A 12,660-nucleotide genomic window follows, 5' to 3' on the forward strand; every position below is an offset into this window, starting at 1 on the left:
CCGGACCGGGATACGGCACACCGGATGCGCCGAGTGGCCGAGATCGGCCGAGAAACGCCGCGGCGGGATCCGTAACCGCGCTTCGCCCCGTACGTTGCCCCCAGTGGTCTCTCCCGTCCGATCCGCCAACTCCGCGCACTGGGAGCCTCCTTGGACACCGAAGACACCGCCGCGCCCTTCCGCCTCGGCCCGCTTTCCCGCCGCGGATTCCTCCAGGCCACCGCCACCGCCGGCGTCACCGCGACGGCGTTCGGCACCGCCAGTGCGCCGGGCGTGGCCGCCGCCTCCGGTACGGACACGCTGACCCTCACCGCCGCGACCGGCGGATCCGCGACCCTCGCCCCGTCCGGTGACCGGCTGGTCGCGGAGGTGCAGAACGTGCTCTGGTCCATTCCGCGAAAGGGCGGCACCGCCGTTCCCCTCACCTCGCCCGGCCTCGAACCGACGCGTCCCCAGTTCTCGCCTGACGGCAGCCGCCTCGTCGTCTGTGCGTACCGCGGCGGAGGCTTCCACCTCTGGACGCTGCGGCCCGACGGCACCGGGCTGCGGCAGCTCACCGACGGGCCGTGGGACGACCGGGGTCCGGCCTGGTCGCCGGACGGCACCCGGATCGCGTTCGCCTCCGAGCGCGGCGGCGACACCGTGACCGGTGCGCCGTACCGGATCTGGACCGTGGACGTGCGTACCGGCGCGCTGACCCGGCTCACCGGGCGCCCCGGACAGCAGGGCCCCGGCCAGGACGCCCGCTGGGAGGACTTCGACCCGGCGTGGTCGCCGGACGGGGAGCGCGTGCTGTTCGTGCGCGCCGCCGTCACCGCGACGGGCGGCCTCCGCGCGGCCACCGTCGCGTCGGTGGCCGCCGACGGCTCGGGCCCGGTCACCACCGAGCGCACCGACGACTCCGGCGCCCAGCTCATGACCCCCGCCGTCTCGCCCGCCGGGCGTCTGGCCCACCTGCGCACCACGGCCTCGCCCGCGGCATCCTGCACCCTCGTGGTGGACGGGGAACCGGTCGCCGTGGCGGGCGACCTCCTCCCCGCGCCGCCCCGCTGGACGGACGACGAGCGGCTGCTCCTCAACGTCGACGGACACTTCCGCCTGCTCGACCCGCGGGCCCCGGGCGGCAGCGAGGAGATCCCGTTCACGGCCGCGCTGCCCGTGCGCCGCCCGCGCTACCGCGGAAAGGCGTACGACTTCGAGGGCGCCGGCACCCGCCCCGTCCGCGCCCTGCACCTGCCCGCCCTGTCACCGGACGGCCGCCGCGTCGCCTTCGCCGCGCTCAACGCGCTGTGGATCGGCGGCACGACGGGCGGCCGCCCACCCCGCAGGGTCCTCCAAGTCCCCACCACCCGCTATGTGTCGGCGCCGGCCTGGACGCCCGACGGGACGGCGCTGGTGTACGCCGACGACCGGGACGGGCTGTTCGCCGTACGACGCCGTGACCTCGGCTCCGGCGAGGAGACCGTGCTCGCCGAGGGCGGCCGTGTCTTCCCCGCCCTCTCGCCCGACGGGACGCGGCTGGCCTGCCTGGACATGTCCGGCAACCTCGTGGTGCGCGACCTGCCCGGCGGCGGCGAACAGGTCCTCGCCGCGCCGCTCGGGGCGGGCGGGCTGCCCGGACGCCCCAGCTGGTCGCCCGACGGCCGGTATGTGGCGTTGTGCGACCGCAACCGCCTCAACCAGCGTTTCCGTGAGGGCTACAACCTCATCCGGGTCGTCGACACGACCACCACAGCCGCCGCCCTGCATGCCCTCGCCCCCCACACCTCCCTCTCCGACCGCTACGACTCCGGGCCCGTCTGGTCCCCGGACGGCCGCTGGATGGCCGTGGTCGCCGAGTCGGCCCTGTGGCTGCTGCCGGTCCGGTCCGACGGCACCCCGGACGGCGAGCCCCGCCCGCTCACCACCGAGCCCGCCGATCATCCGTCCTGGTCCGCCGACGCCCGCACCCTGCTCTACCTTTCGGCGGGCACCCTGCGCCTGATGGACATCGGCACCGGCCGGACCCGTACCGTCCGCATCCCGCTGGACCACCGCAGACCGCGCCCGGCCGACACGGTCGTGCACGCGGGCCGCTTCTGGGACGGCACCGGTCCTGACGTCCGCGAGGACATCGACGTCGTGATCCGCGCCGGCCGGATCGCGGAGGTGGCCCCGCACCGCGCCGGCCGCCGCCCGGCCGCACGCCGCATCGACGCGAGCGACCGCACGGTGATCCCGGGCCTGTGGGACGCGCACACCCACCCCTGGCAGTCCACGTACGGCGGCCGCCAGACCGCGCTCCAACTCGCGTACGGCATCACGACGGCCGTCTCACTGGGCGGCTTCGCCTACGAGCAGGCCCGCATCCGGGAAGCGGTCGCCGCCGGGGCCCTCGCCGGACCCCGGCTGCTGACCACCGGCGAACTGCTCGACGGGGCGCGGGTCGCCTACAGCATGGGCCGTGCCCACCGCACCCGCGAGGGACTGCGCCGTTCGCTGGCCCGCGGGGCCGCGCTGGACTGGGACTTCGTGAAGACGTACGTACGGGCTCCGGGCTGGGTGATGAAGGAGGCCGCTCAGTTCGGGCACGAGCGGCTCGGGGTGCGCAGCGGCAGCCATCTGTGCACGCCGGGCGTGCAGGTGGGGCAGGACCTGACGACCCATCTGCAGGCCACGCAGCGCCTGGAGTTCGGGCACGCGACCTCCGCGGCGGGGCGTGCCTGCCAGGACGTCGTGGAGATCTACACCGCCACCGACTTCCACCTCGTCGCCACGCCCTTCACGGCAGGGGCCCTCCTCGGCGCCGACCCCGCGCTCGCGGACGACCCGCGCGTCACCGTCCTCATGCCGCCGTGGGACACCGCGCTCGTCCGCCGGCAGGCCGCACAACCGCCCACCGACGCCCAACTGGCCACGCTGGCCCGGGAGACGGACGTCTACCGGCGGATCCTCGCGGGCGGCGGCCTGGTCGCCCTCGGCACGGACCAGCCGCTCGTCCCGGTCGGACTGCATCTGCACCTGGCCCTGCGCGCCCTGCACGCCGCCGGCCTGTCACCGGCCGAGGCGCTGCACACCGCCACGCTGTTGCCCGCGCGCGTCTTCGGCGCCGACGCCGACCTGGGCACCGTGGAGGAGGGCAAGCTCGCCGACCTCACGGTCGTGGACGGCGACCCGTTCACCGACTTCGCCACGCTGATCCGCACGGTGGCGGTCCTGCGCGGCGGCGTCCCGTTCGAGCGGGCCGAACTGGTCGCCTCCTTCGGCGCATTGGACGCCTTCGACGCCGGGACGGAGCGGCGGGTGGCCGAGGAGTGGCTGGAGGTGAGCCGCCGTATGCGCCGCGAGGGCTGCTGTGACCTGTGAGCCGGTCATGGTCCCCACGCGCTTCCTGGGACATCTGCGCAGAAGCATCACATGGACTGCACACAGCCGCTCCAAAGGCTCGTTAGCGTTTGACCGCTCAACTGTTTATACGAATGTGACCAGGCCGCGGCCGCACGGGCCGAAGGCGCAGCAACCCAGAAAGACCACAGATGGACTACTGCTCCTCGTGCCGTCGGCATCTCAACGGGGCCCTCGTGTGCCCCGGGTGCGGCGCCTACGCCCCGGACATCGCTCCCTCCGCGGTCGCGGGTCCCGCCATGTCGGCGGCGCCCGGCGCGGCCGACACCGGAACACCGGCGTGGGAGCCGACCGCCGAGGACACCTGGTACGACGGCTACTTCCGGGACGAGACGGCGCCGTCGTCGGCCGGCACCGAAGAGGCTCCCGCCGAGCCGTCCGCCGATCTGGACGGCGTACCCGCCGTGCCGGAGGGCCGGGCGGCACGGCGTCGCCAGCGCGCCCGCTGGAAGAAGAACCAGCGCAGGGCCGTGGTCGCGACCGCCGTCGCACTGGTCGGCGGCGGACTGACCGTCTCGGCGATGAACCGGGGCGCCGTGGACAAGGCCCAGGCGGCCACCGCCCCGGAACGGCCGAACGTGGGGCTCCCGCAACAGGAGTCGGAGCTCACCCGCCCGGCGTCCACCCCGCCGGACACCCACAAGACCTCGCGCACCGACACGCGGACGTCGCAGCCCTCCCCGACCGACGCCGGGCGTGGGGAGTCCGACACCGGGCGCCGGGAGTCCGACACCGCGCCGCGCACCACGCGGCAGTTCACCCGACCGGACGCGGCCGGCACTCCGCTCACGACGGCGGCGACGCCCCCGCAGGCGCAGACCGGCACCTCGGCGTCCGGCGGAACGAGCACGGGCGACAGCGGTGGCACGTCGGCCGGGCAGCAGCAGACGGCGACTCCCACCCCGACGCCGACGGACGGCTCGGACTCGGCGACGTCTCCCTCGCAGACGGCCCCCGCGCCCGAGGAGACCTCGCCGGCGCAGCTGTGCGTGCTCAACGTCCTCTGCCTCGGCTGACCGAGCGAGCGCGGCCGACCTGAGATCACCGTCACTCTCCCGCATCGCCACAAGATCCCGTCGATGCGGTCATGCTGGAAGAAGCCGGACCCCGTTCCCTGACGGAGTCCGGCTCCGGCAGAGCAGGACGACGCCCTCAGGAAGGAAGACGTTCCATGGTCGAGCAGGACGAGCGCTTCGATGTCGTGGTCCTCGGCGCGGGCCCGGGCGGCTACGTCGCCGCCATCCGCGCCGCCCAGCTGGGCAAGCGGGTGGCGGTCGTGGAGGAGAAGTACTGGGGCGGCGTCTGCCTGAACGTGGGCTGCATTCCCAGCAAGGCCCTGCTGCGCAACGCCGAACTGGCGCACATCTTCACACGCGAGGCGAAGACCTTCGGCATCAAGGTGGACGGGCAGGTCAGCTTCGACTACGGCGAGGCGTTCCGCCGCAGCCGCAAGGTCGCCGACGGCCGGGTCAAGGGCGTCCACTACCTGATGAAGAAGAACAAGATCACCGAGTACGACGGCCGCGGCACCTTCCTCGACCCGCACACCCTCCAGGTCACCGACTACGAGGGCAACACCCGCACCATCGGCTTCGACCACTGCATCATCGCCACCGGAGCCACGCCGAAACTGCTGCCGGGCACCCGGCGCAGCGCGCGTGTGGTGACGTTCGAGGAGCAGATCCTGGCCGAGGAGCTGCCGCAGTCCATCGTCATCGCGGGCGCCGGGGCGATCGGCGTCGAGTTCGCCTATGTGCTCCACAACTACGGCGTGAAGGTCACCATCGTCGAGTTCCTGGACCGGATGACCCCGCTGGAGGACGCGGAGGTCTCCACCGAACTCGCCAAGCAGTACCGCCGGTTGGGCATCGACGTGATGACCGCCACCCGCGTCGACGCCATCGACGAGTCCGGCCCGCAGGTCCGTGTCACCGTCACCGCCAAGGACGGCTCGCAGCAGGTCCTGGAGGCCGACAAGGTGCTGCAGGCGATCGGTTTCCAGCCCAATGTCGAGGGCTACGGCCTGGACCGGACCGGCGTGGCCGTCACCGAGCGCGGCGCGATCGACGTCGACGGCCGCTGCCGTACCTCCGTGCCGCACATCTTCGCCATCGGCGACGTGACGGCGAAGCTGATGCTCGCGCACGCCGCCGAGGCGATGGGCATCGTCGCCGCCGAGACCATCGCGGACGCCGAGACGATGGAGCTGGATTACGCGATGATCCCGCGCGCCACCTACTGCCAGCCGCAGATCGCCAGCTTCGGCTACACCGAGGCCCAGGCCCGGGAGTTGGGCTACGACGTGCAGGTGGCGAAGTTCCCGTTCACCGCGAACGGCAAGTCGCACGGTCTGGGCGACGCCACCGGCTTCGTGAAGCTGATCAGCGACGCGCGGTACGGCGAACTGATCGGCGGCCACCTCATCGGCCCGGACGTCACCGAACTGCTGCCCGAGCTGACCCTGGCCCAGCAGTGGGACCTGACCGTGCATGAGGTCGCCCGCAACGTCCATGCCCACCCGACCCTCGGCGAGGCGGTCAAGGAAGCGGTCCACGGCCTCGCGGGCCACATGATCAACTTCTGAGGCCCGCTGCGGTGGCCCGCCCGGTGCTTCAGTCGCCGAGCCACCAGCGGGCCGCCGCCCAGGCGCATGCGTAACCGAAGCCGTTGACCGCCCAGTGCAGGGCCATCGGCGCCAACAGGCTGCCGGAGCGGCGGCGCAGTTCGCACAGGACGACCCCGGCGGCGGCCGTGGCCGCGATCGCCACGGCCACGGTCGGGCCACGCCGGCCGGGCCGTCGCCGAAGACCGAGCCGACGGCGGCGTTGGAGCGGTTGACGCCGCGGGACGGCAGCAGGTGCCACAGCCCGAACAGCAGCGACGACCCGGCGGTGGCCCATACCGTCCCGCGCCGGCGCCGGATCATCGCCCACAGCACGCCCCGGAAGGCGGTCTCCTCCAGCAGCACGGTCCCGAACGGCACCCGCACCAGCGCAACCCACAGCAGCCGTCCCGCGGACAGGCCCGCCGCCCTGGAGTCCTGGAACGCCTCGCGCCCGGCCGGAACGGCCACAAGGAGCAGCAGGACCAGGAGCACGATCCCCGCCAGGCCGGGAGCCCACCGCAGTCCCCGCCGCAACCCCGCCGCGTCGAGCCCCAGGTCGGCCCGGGAGAGACCGTCCCAGCGGGCGAGGAGCAGCAGAACGGCCGTCGCGCCGACGCAGACGACCACGTACAGGACGGGGCTGCGCGCGAGCCAGTTGTTCAGCAGGTTCGCGGCGGCGAGAACGGTGAGTGCACAGGCGATCGGCATCCGGGTTCCAGGATGCCCCGCTGCAGGGAATGCCGGTGAGGAGTGCGTTGCGGCCGGCGTGGTCGGCAGCGGCGACGCGGCCGGAGCAGTCGGGGCCAACCGTCGGCCTGCACCTGTGGCGCCGCAACGCCCCGTTGAGCATCCTCGGTGGTACGGCCCTGCACGTGGCGTTGTCCAGCACGGTGTTCGCCCGCCGAGGGTCCCGCTCCAGGAAGGCACGATGTCCGCAGGAAGGCACGATGCCCATGCCGGCCAAGAACCTCACCGCCAACCGCGCGGCCCTCGGCCATCGCCTCGCCTACGCCCTGCGCCACCCCGACCGCGTGCCCCGCCATCTGGCCCGCACCGCCCGGGACCTGTGGCTGCGCCGCCGCCACCCGGACCATGTCTCCTACTACCGCGCCGTGATGCGCTCCGACACCCGCACGGACCCCGATGCCGCAGTCGGCAGTCACAGTCGCGCGCGGTGGCTGGCGCTCGGGGCGATGCAGTTCGACTATCTCGTCGGGCACGGGCTGCGCCCCGAGCACCGGATGCTGGAGATCGGCTGCGGCAACCTGCGGGGCGGCTGGCGGTTCATCCGCCACCTCGACCCCGGTCACTACTACGGCATCGACATCTCGCCCGACATCCTCTTCGCCGCGCAGGACACCATCGTGGAGATGGGCCTGCAGCAGCGGCTCCCCACGCTGACCCCGGTGCCCGACCTGACGCTGCGGTTCCTGCCCGACGCCCACTTCGACGTCGTCCACGCACACAGCGTCTTCTCGCACTCGCCGCTCCCGGTGATCGAGGAGTGCCTGGCCCACGTCGGCCGGGTGCTCGCCCCGGGCGGCTGGTTCGACTTCACCTTCGACCGCACGGAGGGCGAGGAACACCACGTCCTGCGGGAGGACTTCTACTACCGCACCGAGACCCTCGTGGCCCTGGCCGAGAAGCACGGCCTGCGGGCCCGCTTCATGACGGACTGGGAGGAACTGCCGCACGGCCAGTCGAAAATCCGGGTCACCCACGCGGCGTGAAGGCAGCCCCCACCGGACTCCCCAGCGGAGTCCCCGTCAGTACTGCGTCCAGTACCGGCCAGTAGGTCATCTGTCCCGGACTCTTGACTCGGCATGCGCCAGTGGCCATCCTCGTCGCACATATTGCGAGGTCATGACAAGCCGACCCCGCCATCCCGCCGACCGAGGGACATGGGCCGTGACCAGTGCCGGACGCCCGTACCGCAGACGCAAGAACGTCACCGTTGTGTCGCTCCTCCTTCTCGTGCTGTCCGTCGCCCTGGGCCCGACCCCCAGCTCGGCGGCCGGAACCAACTGGTGGGAGCCGACCGCACGCCCCGCGCCGGATTCGCAGATCAACGTCACGGGCGAGCCCTTCACCGGCACCAACGCCAAGGGCGAGGTGCGCGGCTTCGTCGACGCCCACGACCACATCCTCTCCAACGAGGCCTTCGGCGGCCGTCTGATCTGCGGAAAGGCGTTCTCCGAGCAGGGCGTGGCCGATGCCCTCAAGGACTGCCCGGAGCATTACCCCGACGGCTCGCTCGCGGTCTTCGACTTCATCACCAAGGGCGGTGACGGCAAGCACGACCCGGTCGGCTGGCCCACCTTCAAGGACTGGCCCGCGCACGACTCGCTGACCCACCAGCAGAACTACTACGCCTGGATCGAGCGGGCCTGGCGCGGCGGCCAGCGGGTGCTGGTCAACGACCTCGTCACCAACGGCGTGATCTGCTCCGTGTACTTCTTCAAGGACCGCAGCTGCGACGAGATGACCTCCATCCGGCTGCAGGCCAAGCTGACGTACGACATGCAGGCCTTCATCGACAAGATGTACGGCGGCACCGGCAAGGGCTGGTTCCGCGTCGTCACCGACAGCGCGCAGGCCCGTCAGGTCATCGAGCAGGGCAAGCTGGCGGTCATTCTCGGCGTCGAGACCTCCGAGCCGTTCGGCTGCAAGCAGATCCTCGACATCCCGCAGTGCAGCAAGGAGGACATCGACAAGGGGCTGGACGAGCTGTACGCGCTGGGCGTGCGCAGCATGTTCCTGTGCCACAAGTTCGACAACGCCCTGTGCGGCGTCCGCTTCGACTCGGGCACCCTCGGAACGGCCATCAACGTGGGCCAGTTCCTGTCGACCGGCACCTTCTGGAAGACCGAGAAGTGCACCGGCCCCCAGCACGACAACCCCATCGGCAACGCCTCGGCGGCCGAAGCCGAGGGGAAGCTCCCTGCGGGCGTGGAGGTCCCCTCGTACAGCTCGGACGCCCAGTGCAACGTCCGCGGGCTCACCGAACTCGGTGAGTACGCCGTGCGGGGCATGATGAAGCGCAAGATGATGCTCGAGATCGACCACATGAGCGTCAAGGCCACCGGCCGCGCACTCGACATCTTCGAGGCCGAGTCGTACCCCGGCGTGCTCTCCTCGCACAGCTGGATGGACCTGAACTGGACCGAACGGGTCTACGGCCTCGGCGGCTTCATCGCCCAGTACATGCACGGCTCCGAGGGCTTCGTCGCGGAGGCGAAGCGCACGGAGGCCCTGCGCGACAAGTACGGCGTCGGCTACGGCTACGGCACCGACATGAACGGCGTCGGCGGCTGGCCGGGCCCGCGCGGTGCGGACGCCCCCAACAAGGTGACGTACCCCTTCAAGAGCGTCGACGGCGGCTCCGTCATCGACCGGCAGACCACCGGCGAGCGCACCTGGGACCTGAACACCGACGGCGCCGCGCACTACGGCCTCGTCCCGGACTGGATCGAGGACATCCGCCGCGTCGGCGGCCAGGACACGGTGGACGACCTCTTCCGCGGCGCCGAGTCCTACCTCGGCACCTGGGCGGCCGCGGAGAACCACAAGGCCGGCGTCAATCTCGCGCGCGGCGCCACCGCGTCGGCGAGTTCGTCCGAGTGGAGCCTGTTCACCAGCTACCAGCCGCAGCGCGCCGTGGACGGCGACGGCGGCACCCGCTGGGCGAGCGACTGGAGCGACGACCAGTGGTACCGGCTCGACCTCGGGTCCACCCAGCTGGTCAAGCGGGTCACCCTCGACTGGGAGCGGGCGTACGGCAAGTCGTACCGCATCGACCTCTCCACCGACGGCGCGAACTGGAGGACCGTCTGGTCCACGACCTCCGGCGACGGCGGCCTGGACACGGCCAGGTTCACCGGCACACCGGCCAGATACGTACGCATCCAGGGGCTGGACCGCGGCACCGACTGGGGCTACTCCCTCTACGAGGTCGGCGTCCACAGCAGCTGACACCCACGAGAGGGGCTCCATGGCACGGTTGCCGTCCGCCGAGCGGCGGCGACAGCTCACCGAGGCGGCCATCAGGGCGATGGCCCGGGACGGCGTCCCCAGGACGACGACCCGGTCCATCGCCGCCGAGGCGGGCGTCTCGCTGAGCGTCTTCCACTACTGCTTCGACTCCAAGCAGGAGCTGATCGAGTCCGTCATCACCACCATCACCGAGCACTACGTGACGCTGGTGAAGGAGGCGATACGGCCCCGGGACACCCTGGAGGAGACCATCCGGGCCGGTTTCCAGGCGTACTGGGACCACGTCCGCGCCCACCCCGACGAGCACATGCTCACCTACGAGCTGACCCAGTACGCCCTGCGCCAGCCCGGATTCGAGCACCTGGCCCGACGGCAGTACGAGCTGTACGCCGAGACGTACGCCGACCTCATCGACCAGCTGCGGCAGACCATGGGCCTGCGGCTGCGCGTACCCGCCCCCACCCTGGCCCGCTACCTGGCCGCCATGACCGACGGGCTGACCCTCAACCACCTCGTGCTCGGCGACGAGGGCGCCTGGAAGGACATCCTCGACACGGTCATCACGCACGTTGCCGGGCTGGTCCGCGAGGCTTGAACAGCCACCCGAGCTCCGGCTCCACCACGAATCGCAGGGCGCGCCGCACGGGCGGGGTGCACAGCACGGTCACGACCACCGCGGCGACGACGGTCACGACGACCGCGCCCAGCGGCTCGTGGATCCAGGCGGGGTCGTACCAGCCCCAGTACTTGGAACCCTGCGCGACGAAGCCGTGCAGCAGATAGCCGTACAGGGTGCCCGCGCCCAGCGCGGTGCACCACATCCGCCGCCCGGGCACCCAGGCGAGGAAGCAGGCCACGAGGACCAGCGAGCAGGCGAACAGCACCGGCGTCATCACGACCCCGTACCACGCGGGCGCGCCCAGTGCCTCGGCGCTGTCACGGTGGTAGAACCAGCCGCCCGTCATCCGCGGCACCGCCCAGTACGCCACCACGAACGCGCACGCGAACACCGGCACGGCCGCGATCCGCACCGCACGGCGCCGGACCAGCCGGAAGTGCTCCGGCTTCAAGGCCAGACCCAGCACGAAGTACGGCAGGAACTGCAGGGTGCGCTGCAGGTCGAGGTCCTTGCCGATGGACGGCGACAGGGTGGCCAGCATCGCCAGGGCGAGCGCGAGCGGCAGTGGCATGCGCACCCGCTGCCACAGCGGGGTGGTCAGCCGCCACAGGAACAGGGCCGCGAGGAACCACGTCAGATACAGCGGATCCAGCAGGCTGATCGGGCGGTCCGGTTCCTGATCGGTCCACCGGGTGAAGAGGGTGTACGCCGTCTCGAAGATCACATACGGCACGACCAGACCGGTGACCAGGCGTTTCAGCCGCTCCGGGCGGCCGTCGAAGCCGCGCGAGAAGTAGCCGGAGACGACGATGAAGGCCGGCATGTGGAAGGCGTACACGAGCATGTACATGGCGGTTACGGTCCGGCTGCCGTCCCGCAGCGGCTCCCACGCGTGTCCCACCGCCACCAACACGATCGCCGCGTACTTGGCGTTGTCGAAGAACGCGTCCCGCTGCTTCGAAGGCCCAGGTGAGGGGGTCGTGACGCGAGCGGGAGCGGTCTGTACGGCTTCGCTCACCACACGGCCCCCTGGGCGCCACGCGGGAAGCCCACGCGCTCGCGTGCGGGTCTGACAAGAGCGACGGCTGTGCGGATGTGCTGGGACATCCCCCGCGCCTCACCACTTCCGGACGGCGTAAACCTCGCCGGGCGGTGATCCACACGGGAGGACGTGCGGACAGGGCCGTAGGGGTGTGGTCGTAACCCGTGTGAACGCTCCGGAATGGTGCGTCCGCAACCCATGGCTGACGGTGGATCACGTCAAGGCCTGGCTCCAGTGGTGATGAAGCGTCAGCCGCCCAGGCCGTGACGGAAGGACTCACCTATGCGCTCTGTTCGCATGCTGCTCGCCACCGCGACGGCCACGGCCGCACTGGCGATCACACCCGCCGCCTACGCCATCACGGCTGGTGACTGGGACCAGGAAGACTCGTCCTCCCACAGCAAGAAGCAGGAAGAGGACTCCGGCAAGGAGCACGACAAGGATCACGGCAAGGAGCACGGAAAGGAAAGCAAGCACGACGAGCCGCGCGGCGGAGTTCACACGGGCGGCGGAGCGCTGGTCCTCGTGAACGAGGAGGACGACTGGGGCGGCGGCCACGACAAGGAGCACGACAAGGGCTCCGGCAAGGAAGGCAAGCACGACGAGCCTCGTGGCGGGATGCACACGGGTGGCGGAGCGCTGGCCCTCGTGAACAGCGAGGACGACTGGGGCGGCGGCCACGACAAGGGCTCCTGGGGAGGTGACCACGGCAAGGACGACTCGTGGAAGGGCGACCACGAGGAGGACTCCTGGGGCGGCGACCACGGCAAGGAGTCGTGGGGCGACGACCACGGCAAGCCGCACGGCGGGATGCACACCGGCGGCGGCGGCCTCGCCGACCCGGCGGGTGTCACGGCCGGTGGCCTGGCCGCGCTGGCGGTCGCGGGCACCGGCATCTACGCCCTGCGGCGCAAGAAGGCCTCAGGAACCGTCGCCTGACCGATGCCCGACGACATAGCCGCTGAGGCCGCCGCACGTGCGTCGCGCGTCGCGGCGGCCCCGCTCCCGCCCTCACTC

Annotated in this window: 9 protein-coding genes and 1 pseudogene; 7 read left to right on the forward strand and 3 right to left on the reverse strand. The window is 71.7% G+C overall.

The window, feature by feature from the left end:
- Positions 1-150: 150 nt before the first annotated feature.
- From ACIBU0_RS41235 to lpdA, 3 genes are all read left to right on the forward strand, one after another.
- Complete coding sequence (locus ACIBU0_RS41235; protein ID WP_398829204.1) at positions 151-3,345, forward strand: amidohydrolase family protein; 3,195 nt, start codon at positions 151-153, stop codon at positions 3,343-3,345.
- A 170-nt stretch (positions 3,346-3,515) separates the two neighbouring features.
- A complete protein-coding gene (locus ACIBU0_RS41240; RefSeq protein ID WP_398829206.1) occupies positions 3,516-4,400 on the forward strand; it encodes a hypothetical protein in 885 nt (294 codons plus the stop codon).
- A 155-nt stretch (positions 4,401-4,555) separates the two neighbouring features.
- The gene (gene lpdA / locus ACIBU0_RS41245) at positions 4,556-5,968 is read left to right on the forward strand and encodes a dihydrolipoyl dehydrogenase (RefSeq protein WP_398829208.1); all 1,413 of its coding nucleotides are present in this window, start codon (positions 4,556-4,558) and stop codon (positions 5,966-5,968) included.
- A gap of 28 nt (positions 5,969-5,996) precedes the next feature.
- On the opposite strand, the gene ACIBU0_RS41250 is transcribed toward lpdA, so the two are convergent.
- Together ACIBU0_RS41250 and ACIBU0_RS41255 are read right to left on the reverse strand one after the other, a co-directional pair.
- Positions 5,997-6,158, reverse strand: coding sequence for a type II CAAX prenyl endopeptidase Rce1 family protein (locus ACIBU0_RS41250; RefSeq protein ID WP_398829210.1), 162 nt, complete (start codon positions 6,156-6,158; stop codon positions 5,997-5,999).
- A 134-nt stretch (positions 6,159-6,292) separates the two neighbouring features.
- Positions 6,293-6,697: pseudogene (locus ACIBU0_RS41255) on the reverse strand (CPBP family intramembrane glutamate endopeptidase); the annotation flags it as partial.
- A 245-nt stretch (positions 6,698-6,942) separates the two neighbouring features.
- Here ACIBU0_RS41255 and ACIBU0_RS41260 point away from each other — a divergent pair.
- From ACIBU0_RS41260 to ACIBU0_RS41270, 3 genes are all read left to right on the forward strand, one after another.
- A complete protein-coding gene (locus tag ACIBU0_RS41260; RefSeq protein WP_398829322.1) occupies positions 6,943-7,719 on the forward strand; it encodes a class I SAM-dependent methyltransferase in 777 nt (258 codons plus the stop codon).
- Positions 7,720-7,897: 178 nt separating this feature from the next.
- Positions 7,898-9,961 carry a discoidin domain-containing protein gene (locus ACIBU0_RS41265; RefSeq protein ID WP_398829213.1) on the forward strand — a complete coding sequence of 688 codons (2,064 nt, stop codon included), beginning with the start codon at positions 7,898-7,900 and terminating at the stop codon, positions 9,959-9,961.
- Between the two features lie 19 nt (positions 9,962-9,980).
- Positions 9,981-10,577, forward strand: coding sequence for a TetR/AcrR family transcriptional regulator (locus tag ACIBU0_RS41270; RefSeq protein ID WP_398829216.1), 597 nt, complete (start codon positions 9,981-9,983; stop codon positions 10,575-10,577).
- Here the strand turns inward: ACIBU0_RS41270 and ACIBU0_RS41275 are convergent.
- Complete coding sequence (locus tag ACIBU0_RS41275) at positions 10,543-11,622, reverse strand: acyltransferase family protein (RefSeq protein WP_398829219.1); 1,080 nt, start codon at positions 11,620-11,622, stop codon at positions 10,543-10,545. The two genes, ACIBU0_RS41270 and ACIBU0_RS41275, sit on opposite strands and share 35 nt — an antisense overlap.
- Positions 11,623-11,925: 303 nt before the next feature.
- Between ACIBU0_RS41275 and ACIBU0_RS41280 the strand changes: the two genes are divergently transcribed.
- Positions 11,926-12,582: a hypothetical protein gene (locus ACIBU0_RS41280; protein WP_398829222.1), complete on the forward strand. Its 657-nt coding sequence runs from the start codon at positions 11,926-11,928 to the stop codon at positions 12,580-12,582.
- The last annotated feature ends 78 nt before the right edge of the window (positions 12,583-12,660 follow it).

Origin of the sequence: Streptomyces sp. NPDC049627 (genome assembly GCF_044465645.1) — a bacterium.
Taxonomy (GTDB): Bacteria; Actinomycetota; Actinomycetes; order Streptomycetales; family Streptomycetaceae; genus Streptomyces.

Bases quoted from the DNA above. Each gene is read 5' to 3' on its own strand.
- lpdA (WP_398829208.1), top strand. From the start codon at position 4,556: ATGGTCGAGCAGGACGAGCGCTTCGATGTCGTGGTCCTCGGCGCGGGC.
- ACIBU0_RS41260 (WP_398829322.1), top strand. From the start codon at position 6,943: ATGCCGGCCAAGAACCTCACCGCCAACCGCGCGGCCCTCGGCCATCGC.
- ACIBU0_RS41280 (WP_398829222.1), top strand. From the start codon at position 11,926: ATGCGCTCTGTTCGCATGCTGCTCGCCACCGCGACGGCCACGGCCGCA.
- ACIBU0_RS41270 (WP_398829216.1), top strand. From the start codon at position 9,981: ATGGCACGGTTGCCGTCCGCCGAGCGGCGGCGACAGCTCACCGAGGCG.
- ACIBU0_RS41240 (WP_398829206.1), top strand. From the start codon at position 3,516: ATGGACTACTGCTCCTCGTGCCGTCGGCATCTCAACGGGGCCCTCGTG.